The sequence below is a fragment of the Bradyrhizobium sp. BRP23 genome, assembly GCF_020194135.1.
GTDB lineage: Bacteria > Pseudomonadota > Alphaproteobacteria > Rhizobiales > Xanthobacteraceae > Bradyrhizobium > Bradyrhizobium yuanmingense.
The window spans coordinates 142207-160256 of record NZ_JADYVW010000014.1 but is presented as its reverse complement, the minus strand read 5'-3'; the positions used below and the strand labels follow the sequence as shown (position 1 = coordinate 160256).

The window sequence follows — 18050 nt, the reverse complement described above, 5'->3', positions numbered from 1 at the left end:
ATGGCGACGGCACGATCGGAGTGCCGATTGCCAGCCCAGTCACGATCGAGGCGTTGGGATCGACCAGCGTGGTGGTGTCCGGCGGCAATTACTATCTGACCAACATCTCGACCGGCGTCGGCCCAACGCTGAAATACCAAGGCAATGTGGTGGACACGGCCAATTACACGACGTGGTCCGTCATTGCTGCCGAGCAGGTGTCCGGTGGCGGCTACGACGTGGTCTGGAAGAACTCGGCCAATGGGCACTACTCGGTCTGGAGCACCGACAGCAGCGGCAATTTCGTGACGACGCTAGCCGCGGCTCCCGAGGTCCTGGGGAGCGATCCGACCCTGAAAGCACTGGAGCCGACGCTGCAGCAGGATCTCAATGGCGACGGCACGATCGGAGTGCCGATTGCCAGCCCCGTCACGATCGAGGCGTTGGGATCGACCAGCGTGGTGGTGTCCGGCGGCAATTACTATCTGACCAACATCTCGACCGGCGTCGGCCCAACGCTGAAATACCAAGGCAATGTGGTGGACACGGCCAATTACACGACGTGGTCCGTCATTGCTGCCGAGCAGGTGTCCAGTGGCGGCTACGACGTGGTCTGGAAGAACTCGGCCAACGGGCACTACTCGGTCTGGAGCACTGACAGCACGGGCAACTTCCTGACCACCCTTGCCGCGGCTCCGGAAGTGCTCGGGTCCGATCCGTCTCTGAAAGCGTTGGAGCCGACGCTCCAGCAGGACCTCAACGGCGACGGCACGGTGGGCGCTGCGCCGACATCCGGCGATGGTTTCGCGTTCGATTTCACCCAAAGTGGGGCGTCGCTGACTGCTCCATCCGAGCCGCCGGACTTTATCCCGGCACCAGCCGATCCGTGGACCGCGTCGGATCAGTGGACTCCACCGGCGGACAGTCACGGCACGGCTGCAATCGACATTCTGGCCGACTTTCTCCAGGCCCGTCACGATTTCGATTTCCAGCTGACCTGAAGGCGATGTCGTTTCCGCGAGGCTTCTCCGGCAAACATCTCTGTCTTGATTCGCCGATGTCCCATCCTGGCGACTAAATTGCAGCTATCCGCAGTGACGGGAATGGCCCGCGAGCGGGATCAGGCGATTTCGAGCGAGTGCTTGAAGTAAGCGATCGTCTCCTTCAGCCCGTCTTCGAGCGCAACCTTCGGCTCCCAGTTCAGCACGGCCTTCGCCTTGGCGAGGTCGGGCTGGCGCTGACGCGGGTCGTCCTGCGGCAGCGGCTTGAACTCGAGCTTGGAGCGCGAGCCGGTGAGCTCGATGACCTTTTCGGCGAGCTCGCGAATCGTGAACTCGGAATTGTTGCCGAGATTGATCGGGCCGGTGACGTCTTCCCCAGTCACCATCAACCGCATGATGGCCTCGACGAGATCGTCGACATAGCAGAACGAGCGGGTCTGGCCGCCGTCGCCGAACACGCTGATCGGCTCGCCCTTCAGCGCCTGGACGATGAAGGACGAGACCACGCGACCGTCATTTGGCTGCATGCGCGGGCCGTAGGTGTTGAAGATGCGCGCGACCTTGATCGGCAGGCTGTGCTGGCGCCAGTAGTCGAAGAACAGCGTTTCGGCGCAGCGCTTGCCCTCGTCGTAGCAGGAACGGATGCCGATCGGGTTGACGTTGCCCCAGTAATCCTCGGTCTGCGGGTGGATCAGCGGATCGCCATAGACCTCGCTGGTCGAAGCCTGGAAGATGCGCGCCTTGAGGCGCTTGGCGAGTCCCAGCATGTTGATGGCGCCGTGCACCGAGGTCTTGGTGGTCTGCACGGGATCGCGCTGGTAGTGGATCGGTGAGGCCGGACAGGCCAGGTTGAAGATCGCATCGACCTCGATGTAGAGCGGGAAGGTGACGTCGTGCCGGACCGCCTCGAACAGCGGATTTGCGATCAGATGGGCGATGTTGCGTCGGCTGCCGGTGAAATAATTGTCCGCGGACACCACCTCGGCGCCGGCATCCAGCAGCCGCTCGCAGAGGTGCGAACCGATGAACCCGGCGCCCCCGGTCACGAGGATGCGGCTGTTCCTGTAGTTTTCAAACGGCATGATCGGTTCCAGATTGTCCGCGGGGAGCAGGCTGAGTGGTATCGGCAACGGCCGGACTCGCCAATAGCCAAATGGGTTTGGATGGAGGTGTTATAGTACCCCTACAGTGCATGGGGTTGTTTTGGCATTTCTTTCCAGCCGGGTCCCGCCATACCTCTAGAATTCCCGCCGTTTCAGCCAGGCCCGCGCCCCCCAATGGGCAAAGCACCAGGCGGACCGGGGCAAGGAGAGCTGCTCGACGTTGCGATAGATTTGCCAGACCCATTTGGCCGAGCGCAGCGGACGACTGGAGACCGAGGAGCCTCTGACCCGGTAACGGGCCAGATCCTCGTTGAGGCCGTGTGCGGTATGGCCGCGCTTGAGGATCGAGAGCCACAGGCAGAAATCGTCGTAGCCCTCGTTCTTCATAGCGACGGGACCTGCGATCTCGCGGTCGACCATCGCGGTCAGCGTCGCGATCGCAGTGTTCTTCAGGAGCTGCCCATAGGCGAGCGAGGCCGGCACCTCGATCAGCCGGCCAGTCACCGTGTTGGTGTCGTTGATGCGGCGAAAGGCGGTGTAGCTGAGTGCGGCCTGCTTTGCCTTTGCGAAGGCGAGCTGCCGCTCGAGCTTCTCGGGCAGCCACAGATCGTCGCTGTCGAGGAAGGCGAGATAGCGGCCCTTCGCCTGGTCGATCGCGGCCTGTCGCGCCAGCGCCGGGCCGCCATTCTTCGCCTGCCGGATCAGCTTGACGCGCGGATCGCGCTCGCCGATGCCGGCGATGATCTGCGGGGTCTTGTCCGTCGAGCAGTCGTCGGCGATCAAGAGCTCCCAATCTGTGAATGTCTGGCTCTGCACCGAGCGGATCGTCTCCTCGATCAGGCCTTCGACGTTCCAGGATGGAGTGATGATCGAAACGAGCGGCATGACGGGTCCGTTCAGTTCGCGCGGTCAGGCGCGGCGATTGCGGTACGCAAGGAGGCCGCAAAGGTGTCGAGCAGCTTGGTGTCGCTGACATAGAGCTCGCCCGGATAAGACCGTCGCCAGGCCGACTCGAAATAGGGCGCGCCTTTGGCGGGATCGAACGGCCCGGCGGCGAGCGCCGCGCGCAACCGTGCGGGTACGTCGGCCAGACGATCGACCGCATAGACCAGCGGACAGGAGCGGTAGAATGCGTCGCCCATCACCACCACCGGCTTGCCGAGCAGCAGCGCTTCGGCGCCCGACTTGCTGTTGACGGAGACGACGGCAGCGGCGCGATCGAGCACAGTGTAATTGTTGGTCTGCGGCGGCAACAGCACGAAATTGTCGAACCGGCGCGCGAGCTCGAACAGGCGGGCGGCCGAGATTGCCCCGATCTGGGCAGGATGCTCCTTCACCACCAGCACATGCGAATCCGGGATCGTGCGCAGCAGGAAGTCGACGGTCGCAACCTGGTCGAGATAGTCCGGCGAGCGAAGCGTCAGCGCCATATCTGCCGGAACGTGGAACGGATAGTAGACGAAGGGCGTTTGGGGAAGCGGCTGGTAGAGCTTGCGCAACCGCGTCGCGTTAAGCGCCATCGCGGCATGCACCTGAGCGTGACGCAGATTGTGCCCGAATTCCTGGTGCTTGCCGAGCGCGAACTGGTCCCAGAGCTTTTCGACGAGACGATTGGCGTTGCGCAAATTGACGACCTTCTTGAAGGCCGCCGAATAATGATGCTGGTCCTTCTTGGGAATGACGATCGCGCGCTGCGTCAGCGTATCGTCGAGATAGGCGCGGACCTCGGATGACACCGTGTCCGCCGGCGTCGGCATCACGTCGGGCGCGCCGAGCGTGTCGGGCGTGAAATACATGCGGCCGCGAAAGAACGACGGCTCGATGAACCAGTTGCGGATGTTGCGGCGCCTTGCGGCGTAGAAGCTCGCGATCACCGAGAGAAAGCCGCCGAGCTCCTGCACCAGCTCCGAGTGCTTGCCTTGCCGCTCCAGCCGGTCGAGCACCGTCTCCATCGCGTTGGAGTAGATCATGAAGCGGCGGCGCAAGGCGGCGCTATCGCGGATCCCGAAAGTGAAGCGCTCATGGCTGAACAGGAAGTTCGTTCCGTCCAACCCGTAAGATGCGACGCGCGTATCGAAGGCGCCGCGATCGTCGGGCGACGGGCCGGCCTTGAGGCCTTCGCGATACATGTTTGTGACCGGCACGCCCTCGGCTACCGACATCTCGGCACTGCGATCGTCGAAGGCAAGCAGCTCCACGTCATGGCCTGCCGCGCGCAAGCGTTGCGCCACCGGAATCCAGAACCGCGTCTGGTATTCGGCAAGCGTGGTGATGAGAATGGTCTTCGCAGATGCTGTCATGGCTCTATTGGGCGTGTTCGATCGCAATGCTCGCGAGCGGCAAGCCCGTCATCGCGCAATGTGCGCGCCTTGCCGTATATTGCGACGGGCTCGCCTGATCGTGCGCGGCAATGCGCTGAAGCAGGGGCTGGACGATGGACGGTGCGATCCGCTTGTCGCGACGGGCCGGATTGAATTGGCTGCGAAGCCGCTCGGTGACGGCCGAGCCGAGCGCGGCGCTGGCGGCGCCCTTGATGATCTGGCCGATGCTCGGCTTGTCGCGCGTGCCCTTCATGGTGGCAAGCAGCGATACGTAGGGCCGGCGCGCGTTCAGCGCGCGCGTCAGGACGTCGGCGACGCGTTCGGCGGCTTGCCCGTCGTTCAGGTGAAAGAATGCCTCGATATCGGCGGCGTGAACGCGGGCGAAATCGAAGGCCTCGGTCTCGCGCTCGATATGGTCGATGGCGCTAAGCAGCTCGTCGAACGAGGCGACCGGCCGGCTCACGCGTGCGGGCAGCGCGGCATGGCCGGCGGTCGTTGGCGTGTTCAGGTATTCGAGCTGGAGCGGGAGCTTGCCGAGCAGGACCGATTCCACGGCCGTTCCACAATTGAGATGAATGACGGCGGCCGCATTGCGGATGCGGTCGAGCACGCTGCCGGTGCCGTCGATCAGGACGTTGGCGTGGCGCGAGAGCGCGCTGCGGTAGACGTCTTCTCTCTCGAAGGGGTGCGGTCGCACGAGAATGTTGCGGTCGGGGCGCGCTGCGGCAAGCCGGTCGATCTCGCCGAGATAGCTCGCGAAGACCTGCTTCAGGTCCGCGATGAAGCGATCGACATAGGTGCCGTCCCAGCCGGCCCGCACCATCGCTTCGCGCTCGCCGCCCGGCCTGCCGGTGAAGCGTGAATTGACCAGCGGAAAGTTGGCGTTGACGAGCAGGTAGCCGCGCGGCTCGCCGTCGAGCAGCGTGCGCCAGCGTGGGGCTGCAAAGTCGAAGCGCGGGCATCCGGTGAGGTGAAGCTGCTCCGGCTTCATCGTTTCGGCGGCGAGAAAGGCGTCGTGCAGCCGGCTGCCCCAGAAGAAATAGCCCGTCAGGATGTCCGCGTAGCCGCTGCCCTTGATGTGGGCCGCCATAGCCGGTGGCGAATTGCCGCCTTTCTCGGCGAGCACGCCGCCCTCGGTATCGAGCACGTAAAGCGCGAGGCCCGCCTTGGCGAAGCTGCGCATCAGGTCGAGATTGACGGCACGCGCGTAGTTGACGACCAGTGCGTCCAGCCCGAGCCGTGGGACATCGACGGCCTGCTCGTACATCGGCACCAGCACGACCGAGACCCCGCGTCGCGCGAGTTGATAACCGAGCATGACCGCCCCCGGCAAGTCACGCTTGGGGTGATCGACCACCAGGCCTATGCGCAAGATGTGACTCCCGGCCGGCCGCGTCAGAGCCGCATTACTGCGCGCTCGAGCTCCGTCAGCGCGCCGGCCGCTCGGAAGCGCGGCGGCGGCTCGGGGAAGATGCGCGGCTGTTGGATGTAGGTTGCCGTGTAGAGGAGGCGGTTGTGATCCGACTGAATTCGGCTTCCCATGTGCAGGCAGCGGGCCGTGTTCACAATGAAGGAAGACAGGCGCGGCGCGATCATTTCCTTGACCGCGTCAGGACCGGTCTTGGCGAACACCTGTGCGTCGCTCATGTGGCTCTTCAGCGTGTTGCGGAAAGGCCTCGACGGGCCGGCCGGGATGAACGTGAACGGACCGTCGGCCGTGTCCCTTACATCGGTGAGATAGATGAAGAGCTTGCACACGCGCTTGTCGTCGTGATCCAGATGCCACAGCTGAGAGTAACTCAGTGCTTGGTTCGGAGTGGGTTGCGACAGCGTCAGCAATACGTCCGACAATTGTGGCAGATCGTGCATGAAGTCGCCGATGATGCGCAGTGCAGCCGGTTGTAGGGCGTAGCGCACGAAAGGATGGTCGGTCGCGAATGCGCCGTTGACGAGGTCTTCGTCCAGCAGACTGACCCAGAAGGACTTATGCCCGAGCTGCTGCTTGCCGGTAAGTTCGTTCAGCCGGCTCACCTTGGCCTCGCCCACCGCAGCGACCGCTTCAGCGAGGCTGCGGTCCACGAGCTCGGACACGTCGACATACCCGTCCGCCGCCAGCTTGCGGCTCGCCTCGGACCATTCGGGCTTCGAGGGAAGCCGATTGAGGAGCTCGATGCGTTTGGCGCGCGCTGGCAACTGCAAGGTGGTCAGAGCTGCCTTTATCGCCCATCCAAGATCAGTGCGATTGACATGCCACAGGAGGCGACGGAATTGGCTGACCTTTGGCTTGCTCGGGGCGGGCCGATCAGTCGTCGTGTCGATGGCTGTCATGTGGGCTCCCAGCAATACAAAAAACCATCATTGTGGATCGTCGGCGCGAACGGCATTCGTTCGCGCGCCAGGACGCGGAGGCGGCCCTGCCGCTCGTAATCGTCGAGCGTCGAGAACAGCTGCGTCTGGTAGTCGACCGAACGGATGTAGAGGAAGCTGACGATATCTCGGGGGCTCGAGAGATTCAGTAGCTCCGTCGTCGGCTCGATGTTGATGACGCGCTTTGGCCTCGCAGCAATGATGTTGTCCACCACCTTGCGCACGTCATAAGGGATTTGCTCGATGCAGAAGTACGTGAAGACGACCTGATCCTTGATGGCGGAATAGTTCGGGTCGTTGCTGTCGGTCAGGTCGATTTTGTCGAGCGATATCCGGTCCGAAAGGCCAAAATGTGCTGCGATCTCCCGGCCCGCAGCAATGCCGTTCGGCGCGATGTCGAACCCGCGGAGCCTCCAGTCGGGATGACTGAGGTGAAGCGACAGCAGATTGATGCCGCAGCCCGCGCCGAGTTCGATGACCTCCGTGGCGCCGCCAGTATGCCGTGCCAGCAGGTCGGCGAGGGCTCTGGCGCGATAGCGATAGTAGTCGTCAGCCGCGGTCCTGCAAATCTGATTGTCCACCTTGCGAAGACCCAGCGCGGGGTTCTTCTGTATCAGGAACTCGTCGACGTTGGCAGCCTTGGTCCATTTCTTTTCTGACAGCATCCGCTGCCAATGCGTCAGATTATACTCGGAATCGACGATGTCGGCCGTGCGCTTCACGCGGCGCAAGGCAAGACGGCCAATGCTCCTTGCTGCGTCGATAGCATAGCTCATGGCCTTGTCCGACAAAGACGCCGGAGCGAACCCTGGAGTGACCGCTTTCGTATCTGTCGCGTGGATGTTCATTCAACTGCTTTTGGATGTCAGTCCCATCAATTGCCCGACGGCGGGAAATACACTCCGGTGCCGCTTCTCCAGCACCAGGAAGTATTGGAGCACCCAGGTCACCAGACAGAAAACCATGGAACCGAGCGCGAGCTTTAGCACGCTGTCGAACCGAATGTAACCTGCAATTGTTGCTAGAAAAACGCTTGCCAGGAGGAGGATTGCGAACTGGGTTCCGATCATCTTCGCGAACTGATTGCGATCGAGCTCGAGTGCACTGCGCAACTCTCTCAACTGCAAGGGAAGCACGGCGATACTGCCGATGACCTGGCCAAGTATCAGGGCGCGTTCCGCGAACAAATGCAGTGTCGCGGCGGAGATCGCCGCCCAGATCAGAAGCTGAACGGCCACCAGCCGGTTGAGCTTGGCCTGCACCTCGGGCCGCGTCAGGAAGATCAGGCTGCCGGTTGCCACATATTGCGCGCAGATCGGAACCAGGAAGCTGAGGCCCATCCAGAACGCGTAGGGCGCAAGAAGCGGGCCGATCCAGATCTCCATGATTTGAGGCGAAAGGATAGCGGTGCTGGCGAGCGGCGGTACGACGAACATCGGCATCATGACGACGCCGAGGTCGCCGAGGCGCTGGAACGACGCGGCGCTGCCGCGCTCGTCGAGCCGACTGGCAACCGGAAGCAGAGCGGAAGTCAGGAGACTGACCACAACCTTGGAGAGCCGCGACAATCGTACCAGCGCGTCGTAGGTGCCGACGGCCCTGGGGCCGAACAGCAATCCGATCAGGAACGGTTGAAACGGTCCGGAAATGCCGCCCATCAGCTTGCCTTGCAGCAGCAGCAGGCAACGATGCAGAATGTCCTTTCGGATGTCCCGGGTCCAGGGCAGCAATCGCACGTGCTTGTGCCGCAGGGCGACGAAGGCGGCAATACCGATGACGACGGCGCGGGCCACCAGGGTGGCGAGATAGATGTAGGCGACCACCTCGAAGCCTGCCGCCGCCCACGATGCTGCGAATGTCAGGCCGACATAGGCCGCCGTCGACGTGACCTCGGCGGCGCGGAGCAGGTTGTAGCGCTCGAAGCCTTTGACAATGCCTTCCCACACCAGCGCCGGAACGAAGATCAGATTCGCGAGGGCCGTGTAATGCATGATGCGGGCGAACGTATCGAGGTGTGCGGCGTCAACTTTCATCGCGATGACGAACAGCGGCGTCGCGAGCCAGATCGCGGCGCTGAGGATCAAGGCAAGAGCGATGGAGGCCGCGGCCAGGAAGGCGATCTGGCGGCTGGCCTGGGTCCAGTTACGGTGCTCGCGCGCGCGCGCGACGACCTGGGTGGCGACTTCGGACAGGCCGAGGTCCAGCACCGCCATCATGCCACTGGGAAGCAGCAGTCGCGAGATGACGATGAGGCCGAACTCGGTCACCCCCCAGGTACCGATGATCAGCGGAATGACTGCGAGGCCCAGCAAGGCGGCCACGCCGAAGGCAAACGCCGAAATCACCGTGTTCTGGATTAGGCGCTTGATCATCGGTGTTTGGTTACCAGGCGCTCAATCCGCCATCGACGGCGATGTTCTGCCCGGTCACATAGGAGGCCGCGTCGGACACCAGGAACAGCATTGTCCCCACCATCTCATCCGCCCGCGCCATGCGGCCAAGCGGGACGCGAGCACCGTAGCGCGCCTTGAAGGTCTCGTTCTGGCCGCTCTCCACCCCGCCCGGGGTGAGCGTGTTGACCCGAACGCCCTTCGCAGCCCAGTAAGTCGCGAGGTGCTTGGTCAGGCCGATGACGCCGGCTTTGGACGCCGTATAGACCGCCGGCGTGTTGATGGCGCGGCCGAGATATTCGGAGCCGTCGTAGATGCGCTGGTCGGGTGCCATCAGGCCGTAGATCGAGGCGGTCTGCACGATCGCACCATAGCCGCGCTCGGCCATCCGGCCGCCGAGCACCTGCGCGACGGTGAACATACCGTCGAGATTGACCGACATGATCTCGCGCCAGGTATCCTGCGAGAACGTCTCGACCGGGGCGAAGAAGGCGTCCACATCGCGGGTCTTGCTGGCGGCGTTGTTGAGCAGGATCGAGACCACTCCGAGGTCGGATTCGATTGCATCGGCCGTCTTGCGCACCGCATCGGGATTGGTGATGTCGCAACCGTAGCCCTTGGCCCGGACGGCATGGCGTGAGGCGACGTCGGCCGCCGCCGCGTCGGTCGCAGCCTGATCGAGATCCACGATCGCGACATTGGCGCCGAACTCGGCAAGCCCCTCGGCAAATCGACGTCCGAGAATGCCGCAGCCGCCGGTGACGACGGCCGTCCGCCCAGTCAGATCGAACAGAGCCTTGAAGCTCGCGGTCATCGCTTGCGCCTCCTCAGGCCGGCAGCCGCTGGCGGAGCAATAGTTCCACCAATGCAAAATCGAGATCCGAATCGATGTCGATCGAACGCTCTTCCGGCATCTCGAACAGGCGCGTATCCGGATAGAACACCGCGGGGTGCTCCAGGAACGGTGCGACCCGCCAGACATAGATCGACGCGTTCATGTCGAAGCAGCGCGGGGCGTCCTGCCGTCGGGTGATGGGCGGATTGGCGGATTTCGAGAGGCCGACGCTGCCGTCGGTGCGCTGCTCGACGAGGTTGAAATACGGCGAGCGCCGCGCCGGCGCACCGGTGATGACATTGCGCGCGCCGCTCTCGCGCAGCAACGCCACTGCACCGGTGATGTCCGAGGCCAGCCTGAGCGGGGAAGTGACGTCGAGATCGACGAAAATTTCCGGCGTCCGACCCATTTGCGCTATGGCCTGCTCGAGGCAGTGCCGGATCGCCGGCAGCTTCGGCGCGGTGTCGGTCGCCATCTCGTCGGGGCGTTTGACCGCGATATCGGCGCCGGCCTTCACCGCCGCATCGAGCAAGGCGTCCGAATCGCTGCTGAAGGCGATCGCGTCGAACAGGCCGGTCTCGCGCGCCTGCTCGATGCTCCACGCGAGCACGGGCCTACCCAGGAGATCGCGCGCGTTCTTGCCGACGACACCTTTCGAGCCGCCTCGCGCGCAGATGGTACAGACAAGGCTCATGGCGACACCCAGGTCTTGCTGCGCAACGCGCGCTCGCTGGCGTCGATCAGATGCATGACGCCGAGGGCCTCCGGCAGGGAGCAGGCCGGACTGGCGCCTTGCATCGCGGCGACATGCATGTCGCGGTAGGTCTGGTCGCGCTCGCTGGGAATCTCCCTTGCCTTGCCGTTGACGGCGAGGCGGCCGCCGACGAGATCGGCCTCGATGGTGTCGTCCTCGACATTGACGCGAATGCGGCGGACGCCCTGACGGTCGAGATAGTCCATGTGGACGTGGACGGACGGCGCCCGCTGCATATCGAGCAGCAGGTCAAGGTGGTCGTCGACGTCGATGTCGCGCGCACCGGAGGCGCCGCCAAGCGCAGCGACGCGATGCCATGGCCCGAACAGCCAGAGCAGATAGTCCAGCTCGTGGCTGAGATCCCGCAGCACGCCGCCCCCGGCATCAGCCGTGGCGGAGGCGGTTGTGCGGTGATCGCGGTCCGGTCGCCAGTCCCTGATGTCCTGGCCGACATAGGCGCCGACCGTGATCACGTCGCGTCCGCGCAGCGTGTCCGCCAGCGCCGTCATCACTGGGTGAAAGCGCAGATTGTATCCGACGCTGACATGGGCAAACGGATATTTCGGGGGCGGTGCCGGCGTTGCGAAAAGCGGCTTTTCGACGAGGACTTTGCCATGGAAGCCGGTTTGCGCCAGCTCTTGCAGATGGTCCGCATGGCGCGCCGTCTCGGTGGCAATCACCACGTAGTCCGGATGCGCCGCCGCGACGGCCTGCGCGATCGAACCGTAGTCGCCACCTTCGCGCCGGCTGACCGTTGCGACCCGAAGGCCGAGCTCGCGCAGGACGCGCGCATGCCTTGTGCCGATCGAGCCGAGGCCAACCACGACGGCTGTTGTCGAGATCACGGGAAGACCTCGTGAAACTCCGCATGCGCCTGCTCGAAATCCTCCAGCCGGCCGATGTCGAGCCAGTACTCGCGAATTGGATAGACCGCGACGCGTCCCTTGTCGGCGATCACGCGCTCGAGCACGGTCGGCATATCGATGCTGACGCCCCGCGTGACGTGGCGGAAGACCGACCTGCCGATCACATAGATGCCCGCACTGACGAACCAGCTCTCGGTCGGCTTCTCGCGAATGGTCTGGAGAAATCCGTCCGTGGTGGACACCACCCCATAGGGGACGTGCACCTTGTGCTCGCGGACAGCCATCGTCGCTTCTGCCGGCGCTCCGTTGTGGAAGTCGAGAAGCGCTCCGTAGTTGATCGTGGTGAGGATGTCGCCGTTGGTGACGATCATCGGCAGATCCGGCGGTGTTGCAAACAGCCCGAGCGCACCGGCAGTGCCGAGGCGCTCGGTCTCGTGCACGTACTGGATGTTAGCGCCAAAGGCGACGCCATCGGCAAAGTAATCCTTGATCGTCTGGGCCTTGTAATTCACCGAAATGAAGATGTTGCCGAAGCCTTGCTGGACGACGTTGCGGACGATCGTCTCGAGCAGCGGGCGGCCGCCGACATTGAGCATCGGCTTCGGAACGTCGCGCGTCAGCGCACCCAGGCGCTCGCCGAGGCCGCCGGCCATGATCAGCACCGGATTCTGATACTGGCGCGGCTCGAGCAGCTCATCGAGCGTCTCGACCACGACGAGATGGCCGCCCTCGTCGACGAGCGGGAGCTGCTTGATCGACCTCTGCCGCATCAAATGCAGGCGATCCTCACGGGGCAAGGTCGCAGGGGCCGACACCGGCGTCCGGTTCATGATGTCGGTCGCAAGCCCGGTGAGGGCGATGCCGCGCAGCAGTCCGCGTCTGACGTCGCCGTCGGTGACCACGCCGAGCAGCCGGTTCTGGTCGTCGAGCACCAGCGCAATCTGGATGCTTCCGCTCTCGATCGCGGCAATGGCCTCGCCCACACTGGCCTGGGTACCGACGATGGCCTTGCGCCAGGATTTCATGGCAATTCTGCCTCGTACACGCCGGATTTGTGGGCAGCCCACGGCTGAGCCTGCTATATCGCGGCTGCGAGAGGCGGCGTCAACCCCGTCAGGGGACCCGGGCTTGTCCTTGTTAATTCAAGCGTTTTCAGGCGCAATCGGTCGGTTTGAAGCGCCCGGGCCCGGCCGCTAAGATCGGTGCAGCTCAGGGGAATCGCGATGGACGATCTGATCATCATCGGCGGCGGCGAACATGCCTTCATGGTCTACGAGGCAGCGCTTCTGTCGGGCCAGTTCAACGTCATCGGTTTCCTCGATCGCCAGCCGGGAACGTTGGGCGATGCGCGCTATCTCGGAACCGATGATGTTGCGCCGAACTATCCCGATGCCGCCTTCGTGGTCGGGGTCGGAACGATGCAGGCGGGGCCCGCGCGCCGGCAGATGATCGGCCGGCTGCAGCTGACGCGCTGGGCGTCGGTGATCCATCCGCGCGCGTTCGTCTCGCCGTCGGCAACGATCGGTCTGGGCTGCGTCATCATGCCGGGCGCGATCGTCAATGCGCGAAGCATGATCGGCCATCACTGCATCATCAATTCGGGCGCGGTCGTCGAGCACGACGTGCGCATTGGACACTACACCCATCTCTCGCCGGGAACGGTGGTCGGCGGTGGCGCCGAGATCGGCGACAATTGCTTCGTCGGGCTCGGCAGCCGTGTCCGCGATCACATTTCCATCGGCAACGATACGCTGGTCGCGATGGGCTCTGTCGTCACCGGCTCATGGCCGTCCGGCTCGGTGCTGCGCGGGGTTCCTGCCAAGCCTCGCCGCTAGACCGGATCATCCGGCTCGAGCGCCCGCGGTGCCGCGGTCCCGATCAGGGACCAGTACTCGATCGGCGACCGCCCCGTGCCCGGCCGCTTGGCGGTGATGTCGGCCGGGCCGATGATCTCGCCGGCCTTCAGTGCGCGTGCCGCCACGATGCTCTTGCGCGCGACCGGCACATTGCCGACCTCGGACTCCCTCGGTGCCTTAACGCCGTCGCCGAGCGCGGCCTCAACATTGCGGATGGCGCCGACCATCCGCTTGAAATCATCAGGTTCGAGCGAGGCCGCGTGGTCGGGACCGGGCGCGCTGCGATCCAGCGTCAGGTGCTTCTCGATGACCGCCGCGCCGAGCGCGACCGCGGCGACCGAAACCTCGAAACCGTCAGTGTGATCGGAATAGCCGACCGGAAGCTGGAACGCCGACCGCATCGTCGCCATCGCAGCGAGGTTCACATCGGCGATGGGGCAGGGATATTCGGTCGTGCAATGGAGCAGGCTGACGTGCCGCGCCAGCGCGGCGCGCGCTGCCGGATCGCGCCACGCCGCGCGGAAAGATGCGAGGCCCGCAGCATCGTTGCGCTGCGCGTAGCCGTGCGCCAATACGCCGAGGGGTTCCTCGATCTCGCTGAGCGTCGCCATGCCGGTCGAGAGGATCAGCGTCGCACCGGCCCTCGCTGCAGCGTGCAGCAGCGGGGCATTGGTGAGATCGCCCGATCCGATCTTGATGCGCGGCAGTTCGAGCGACAGCAGAAAGGCGAGTGAAGCGTCGTCGAAGGGTGTCGACAGGAACTCGATACCGCGCTCCTCGGCGCGCGCGATCAGTGTGTGATGTGCAGCCTGCGGCAGCTCGAGACGTTCCAGCATGGCGAGCTGGCTCTCGGCGGCGTCCGTCGTGCGCTGCTGGTAGCCGGCCTTCTTCGCCGCTCCGCCCGCCAGCGCCTTTGCATTGAAGGTCTGGAACTTGACGATGTCGGCACCGGCATCGGCCGCAGCATCGACGAGGGCCAGTGCCTTGTCCAGGCTGCCGTCGTGATTGACGCCGGCCTCCGCGATGATCAGCGTGTGTCTCGTCATGGCCGCGCTCCGTTTGCGGGAGCTTCGTAGAAGCCCTTCTTCAGGAGCTGGCCGAAATCCGGGATGGCCGCGATGATGTCGGCAAAGCGCCGGCTGGAATCGCCGTCGCCATAGGGATTGACGGTGTCCTTGCGGCCCCGCTCAAGCGCTTGCGAGATCGCCGCGGCGATCGCGCCGCGCTCGGGCGTGGCGTGAAATACCGAGTCGGCGCGCTCGCGCCCCTTCTGACGGTCGCCGATGTCCACCGTCGGAACACCGAATGACGGCGCTTCGAGGATGCCGCTCGACGAATTGCCGATCACGACGTCCACCTGGCTCATCAGGCTGAGATAGCGGAGCTGCCCGAGCGAGGCGACCGCGATCGTGTTCGGCCGGCCGGCCGCGAAGGCCTTGGTCCGGTCGTTCAGCGCGCGCCCTTCGGCATCGGCATTGGCGAGCGTGAAGATGAGGCGAAAGCCGGGATCGAGCCTCGACAGCGCCGCGAACAGCTCATCCAGCTCGGCCACCGAGCGTCCGGCCTCGACCGTCACCGGATGGAACGTCACGAGCGCATTGCGCTCGCCGAGCGGCATCCCGATCGCGTTGCCGATGTCGTCGCGGTTCATCAGATCGAGATGCTTGATGGCGTCGATGCCGACCGAGCCGATGGTGTGGACACGGGTTGGGTGCTCGCCAAGCTGCATCAAGCGCCGCGTCGAGTCCTGATTGCTGGTGAAATGCAGATGCGACATCTTGCTGATGGCGTGGCGGACGGATTCGTCGACCGCGCCTTCGGTGACGTCGCCGCCGAACAGATGCGCCATCGGCAGCCGCATGAACATCGCGGCCTGGGCGGCCGCAAACATCTCGAAGCGGTCGCCGAGCACGACGACGAGATCCGGTTGCAGCCGCGTGAACGCGTCGGCAAAGCCGATCACGCCGAGCCCGACCGATTTTGCAACGCCCGCGCCGGTGTCGCTGGCAAGCAGCGTCTCGACGCGCTCGTCGACCTCGAAGCCCTCGTCGCGAATGGCGTTGAAGGTGTAGCCGAACTCGGGCGCGAGATGCATACCGGTGGCGATGAGCTGGAGCCTCAAGCCTGACGTCTCGCGGATCGCGCGCATCGGCCAGACCAGCAGCCCGAAATCGGCCCGGCTGCCGGTGACGAAGCAGATCTTTCGCGTGCCGCTATTCATCGCGGGCTCTGATGCTGGCGCTGCTCGGCAGGTTGATCAGGCGGCGCTCGATCGACTCGGCGGTGGCGAGATCGCCGCGCGGGCTGTCCGAGAACATCGGCAGGCGGTGCATCAGGGTCCAGGCCGGTCGCGCGCCGAAGCCGGCTTCGTTCAGCGCCGTCAGCAGGTCGTCCCGCCGTCCGGCATGGGCCTCGTCGAGCAGGATCGCGTTCAGCCAGTAATTGCTCGTGGTGCCCTCGGGCTCGCGCGAGAAGCTCACGCCAGGAACGTCCGCAAAGACGCGCTCATAGGCTGCCGCCAGCCGGCGCTTGCTCGCCAGGAAACCGTCGAGCTGCTCGAGCTGGGCGCAGCCGAGCGCGGCGTTCAGGTTGGGTAGGCGGTAGTTGAAGCCGATCTCGTCGTGCACGAAGGCCCATTTGTGCGGCAGCTTCGCGGTGGTGGTGAGATGCTTGGCGCGGCGTCCGAGCTCCTCGTCGTTGGTGAGGATGGCGCCGCCGCCGCCTGTGGTGACGATCTTGTTGCCGTTGAAACTCAGCGCCGCGAGCCGCGCCTGCGATCCGACGGCGTGACCCTTGTAGGTCGAGCCCAAGGATTCCGCGGCGTCCTCCACCAGTGCGATGCCCCAGTCGCGGGCGATCGCGGCGATCTCGTCGAGCTCGACGGGATGCCCGAACGTGTGCATCGGCGAGATCGCAGCGATGCGGTGTCCGGTCTCGCGATTGACCGCGCCCTTTGGCGTTCGCTCGGCAATTCTCTCGAGCCGCGCGGCGAGGGCGCGCGGGTCCATGCCGAGCGTGGCGAAGGAGCTGTCGACGAAATGCGGCACCGCCCCGCAATAGGCGATCGCGTTCGTGGTCGCGATGAAGGTCAGCGCCGGCGAGATGACCTCGTCGCCGGGCTCGACGCCGGCGAGGCGGAAGCAGGCGTGCAATGCCGCCGTGCCGTTGACGACGGCGACCGCGCGTTTGGCGCCCGTCACCTCCTCCAGCATCCGCTCGAAGCGGTCGACGAACGGGCCGACCGAGGAGACGAAAGTGCTCTTGATGCATTCTTCGAGATAGGCGACCTCGTTGCCGGCAAACACCGGCTCGTGCAGGCCGAGGATGCCGTTGGGCGTGCCTGCGGCGCGCCGGACGGCATCGACCACAGCCTTCGGATCGAAGGTGCGCGTAGAGAGGTCGGATCTGGTCGCGGCCGTTCCCACAATTGCCTCAGACATTGTAGACGTCCGCCTTGTAGCGGCCGAGATTGACGGGATTGGTGAACCAGTTCACCGTCTTCACGATGCCCTGGCGCATGCCTTCGATCCCACCGAATTCCGGGGCCCAGCCGAGCTGCTGGCGCGCCTTGGAATTGTCGGCCCAGAGGCGCTCGACCTCGCTATTGGCGGGGCGCAGGCGCGCCTCGTCGGTCTCGATCTCGATCGTGGTCCCCATCACGTCGGCAATCATCTGCGCGGTGGCGCCGACCGAGATCTCGAAGCCGCTGCCGAGATTGATGGTCTGGCCGACGGTCTGCTCGGCCGGAGCGGTGAGTCCTGCGATCAGGCCGCGCGCGGTGTCGGTGACGAAGGAGAAGTCACGGGTCGGGCTGACGGCGCCGAGACGGATCCTGCGCTTGCCGGTCGCGATCTGGCTGATGATGGTAGGGATCACCGCGCGGGCCGATTGCCGCGGTCCATAGGTGTTGAACGGCCTGATCACCACGACCGGCAGGTCGAACGAGGCGTGGAACGATAGCGCCATCTGATCGGAGGCGATCTTCGAGGCCGAGTAGGGCGACTGGCCGACCAGCGGATGGCTCTCCTTGATCGGAACGGTCTGCGCCGTGCCATAGACCTCGCTGGTCGAGGTCTGCACGAAGCGCCGCACGCCGGCCATGCGCGCGGCCTGGAGCACGTTCACGGTGCCGCGCACATTGGTCTCGACATAGGAATCGGGCGCGACATAGGAGAAGGGAATCGCGATCAGCGCCGCCAGGTGCAGCACGTCGGTGCAGCCGCTTGCGGCTGCGATCGTGAAATGCGGATCGCGGATGTCCCCGGCGACCACCTCCACGCACTTCATGATGTCGGCAGGAACGGTGTCCAGCCAGCCCCACGAGTTGAAGGAGTTGTAATAGACGATCGCCTTGACGCAGGCCCCGGCTTTCACCAGCTCCTCGACGACATGCGAACCGATGAAGCCGTCGCTGCCGGTAACGAGGACGCGGGCGTCCCTCAGATCTGCCATGCCGGACCCCAAAAGGCGATTAAGCCAGTCTTCGCAACAAGATGGCGCTATAGCATACTGGCGGTCGCGCGCAACATAGCAGCGGTGCGAAAGCTGACAAATGCCCGGGAATGCAGCAGTTTTTGA

Annotated in this window: 16 protein-coding genes and 1 pseudogene; 2 read left to right on the top strand and 15 right to left on the bottom strand. The window is 64.6% G+C overall.

Annotated elements, in window-relative coordinates; all coding sequences use genetic code 11:
* Window positions 1-980: pseudogene (locus I6F24_RS30305) on the top strand (protease); the annotation flags it as partial.
* 119 nt (window positions 981-1099) lie between these two features.
* Here I6F24_RS30305 and I6F24_RS30300 read toward each other — a convergent pair.
* From I6F24_RS30300 to I6F24_RS30250, 11 genes are all read right to left on the bottom strand, one after another.
* Complete coding sequence (locus I6F24_RS30300) at window positions 1100-2062, bottom strand: UDP-glucuronic acid decarboxylase family protein (protein ID WP_036007439.1); 963 nt, start codon at window positions 2060-2062, stop codon at window positions 1100-1102.
* A gap of 156 nt (window positions 2063-2218) precedes the next feature.
* Window positions 2219-2968 (bottom strand): glycosyltransferase family 2 protein, encoded by a 750-nt coding sequence (locus tag I6F24_RS30295; RefSeq protein WP_036007432.1) that lies wholly within the window; start codon window positions 2966-2968, stop codon window positions 2219-2221.
* Window positions 2969-2979: 11 nt separating this feature from the next.
* On the bottom strand, window positions 2980-4383 hold the full coding sequence (locus tag I6F24_RS30290; protein WP_036007430.1) for a capsule biosynthesis protein: 1404 nt from the start codon (window positions 4381-4383) through the stop codon (window positions 2980-2982).
* Window positions 4384-4387: 4 nt separating this feature from the next.
* Window positions 4388-5776, bottom strand: a complete 1389-nt coding sequence (locus I6F24_RS30285) for a surface carbohydrate biosynthesis protein (protein ID WP_036029826.1) — start codon at window positions 5774-5776, stop codon at window positions 4388-4390.
* 23 nt (window positions 5777-5799) lie between these two features.
* The gene (locus tag I6F24_RS30280) at window positions 5800-6732 is read right to left on the bottom strand and encodes a hypothetical protein (RefSeq protein WP_050996163.1); all 933 of its coding nucleotides are present in this window, start codon (window positions 6730-6732) and stop codon (window positions 5800-5802) included.
* Window positions 6729-7619 (bottom strand): class I SAM-dependent methyltransferase, encoded by an 891-nt coding sequence (locus I6F24_RS30275; RefSeq protein WP_036029829.1) that lies wholly within the window; start codon window positions 7617-7619, stop codon window positions 6729-6731. Before I6F24_RS30275 ends, I6F24_RS30280 begins: the two co-directional genes overlap by 4 nt.
* Window positions 7620-9143, bottom strand: a complete 1524-nt coding sequence (locus I6F24_RS30270; RefSeq protein WP_036029831.1) for a hypothetical protein — start codon at window positions 9141-9143, stop codon at window positions 7620-7622.
* 10 nt (window positions 9144-9153) lie between these two features.
* Window positions 9154-9975, bottom strand: coding sequence for an SDR family oxidoreductase (locus I6F24_RS30265; RefSeq protein WP_036029832.1), 822 nt, complete (start codon window positions 9973-9975; stop codon window positions 9154-9156).
* Between the two features lie 13 nt (window positions 9976-9988).
* Entirely contained in the window at window positions 9989-10690 is a 702-nt protein-coding gene (locus I6F24_RS30260) for an acylneuraminate cytidylyltransferase family protein (RefSeq protein ID WP_036007421.1), read from the bottom strand.
* On the bottom strand, window positions 10687-11595 hold the full coding sequence (locus I6F24_RS30255; RefSeq protein WP_036007419.1) for a Gfo/Idh/MocA family oxidoreductase: 909 nt from the start codon (window positions 11593-11595) through the stop codon (window positions 10687-10689). Before I6F24_RS30255 ends, I6F24_RS30260 begins: the two co-directional genes overlap by 4 nt.
* Window positions 11592-12641 (bottom strand): nucleotidyltransferase family protein, encoded by a 1050-nt coding sequence (locus I6F24_RS30250; RefSeq protein ID WP_036007417.1) that lies wholly within the window; start codon window positions 12639-12641, stop codon window positions 11592-11594. The genes I6F24_RS30255 and I6F24_RS30250 overlap by 4 nt, the downstream gene beginning before the upstream one ends.
* 198 nt (window positions 12642-12839) lie before the next feature.
* Here I6F24_RS30250 and I6F24_RS30245 point away from each other — a divergent pair, with 198 nt between their 5' ends.
* Entirely contained in the window at window positions 12840-13451 is a 612-nt protein-coding gene (locus I6F24_RS30245) for an acetyltransferase (RefSeq protein ID WP_036029839.1), read from the top strand.
* On the opposite strand, the gene neuB is transcribed toward I6F24_RS30245, so the two are convergent.
* Genes neuB through I6F24_RS30225 form a run of 4 tightly spaced genes read right to left on the bottom strand, consistent with a single transcriptional unit; the run spans window position 13448 to window position 17924 of the window.
* Window positions 13448-14518 (bottom strand): N-acetylneuraminate synthase, encoded by a 1071-nt coding sequence (neuB, locus tag I6F24_RS30240; protein ID WP_225150598.1) that lies wholly within the window; start codon window positions 14516-14518, stop codon window positions 13448-13450. The genes I6F24_RS30245 and neuB overlap by 4 nt on opposite strands.
* Window positions 14515-15693, bottom strand: coding sequence for a UDP-N-acetylglucosamine 2-epimerase (gene neuC / locus I6F24_RS30235; RefSeq protein ID WP_036029841.1), 1179 nt, complete (start codon window positions 15691-15693; stop codon window positions 14515-14517). The genes neuB and neuC overlap by 4 nt, the downstream gene beginning before the upstream one ends.
* The gene (locus tag I6F24_RS30230; protein ID WP_057028702.1) at window positions 15686-16912 is read right to left on the bottom strand and encodes a LegC family aminotransferase; all 1227 of its coding nucleotides are present in this window, start codon (window positions 16910-16912) and stop codon (window positions 15686-15688) included. The genes neuC and I6F24_RS30230 overlap by 8 nt, the downstream gene beginning before the upstream one ends.
* Entirely contained in the window at window positions 16905-17924 is a 1020-nt protein-coding gene (locus I6F24_RS30225) for an NAD-dependent 4,6-dehydratase LegB (protein WP_225150599.1), read from the bottom strand. Before I6F24_RS30225 ends, I6F24_RS30230 begins: the two co-directional genes overlap by 8 nt.
* Between the last annotated feature and the right edge of the window lie 126 nt (window positions 17925-18050).

Excerpts from the sequence above, each read along its gene's own strand:
- I6F24_RS30300 (WP_036007439.1), bottom strand. The coding sequence starts at position 2,062 with ATGCCGTTTGAAAACTACAGGAACAGCCGCATCCTCGTGACCGGGGGC.
- I6F24_RS30295 (WP_036007432.1), bottom strand. The coding sequence starts at position 2,968 with ATGCCGCTCGTTTCGATCATCACTCCATCCTGGAACGTCGAAGGCCTG.
- I6F24_RS30290 (WP_036007430.1), bottom strand. The coding sequence starts at position 4,383 with ATGACAGCATCTGCGAAGACCATTCTCATCACCACGCTTGCCGAATAC.
- I6F24_RS30280 (WP_050996163.1), bottom strand. The coding sequence starts at position 6,732 with ATGACAGCCATCGACACGACGACTGATCGGCCCGCCCCGAGCAAGCCA.
- I6F24_RS30275 (WP_036029829.1), bottom strand. The coding sequence starts at position 7,619 with ATGAACATCCACGCGACAGATACGAAAGCGGTCACTCCAGGGTTCGCT.
- I6F24_RS30270 (WP_036029831.1), bottom strand. The coding sequence starts at position 9,143 with ATGATCAAGCGCCTAATCCAGAACACGGTGATTTCGGCGTTTGCCTTC.
- I6F24_RS30265 (WP_036029832.1), bottom strand. The coding sequence starts at position 9,975 with ATGACCGCGAGCTTCAAGGCTCTGTTCGATCTGACTGGGCGGACGGCC.
- I6F24_RS30260 (WP_036007421.1), bottom strand. The coding sequence starts at position 10,690 with ATGAGCCTTGTCTGTACCATCTGCGCGCGAGGCGGCTCGAAAGGTGTC.
- I6F24_RS30250 (WP_036007417.1), bottom strand. The coding sequence starts at position 12,641 with ATGAAATCCTGGCGCAAGGCCATCGTCGGTACCCAGGCCAGTGTGGGC.
- I6F24_RS30245 (WP_036029839.1), top strand. The coding sequence starts at position 12,840 with ATGGACGATCTGATCATCATCGGCGGCGGCGAACATGCCTTCATGGTC.
- neuB (WP_225150598.1), bottom strand. The coding sequence starts at position 14,518 with ATGACGAGACACACGCTGATCATCGCGGAGGCCGGCGTCAATCACGAC.
- neuC (WP_036029841.1), bottom strand. The coding sequence starts at position 15,693 with ATGAATAGCGGCACGCGAAAGATCTGCTTCGTCACCGGCAGCCGGGCC.
- I6F24_RS30230 (WP_057028702.1), bottom strand. The coding sequence starts at position 16,912 with ATGTCTGAGGCAATTGTGGGAACGGCCGCGACCAGATCCGACCTCTCT.
- I6F24_RS30225 (WP_225150599.1), bottom strand. The coding sequence starts at position 17,924 with ATGGCAGATCTGAGGGACGCCCGCGTCCTCGTTACCGGCAGCGACGGC.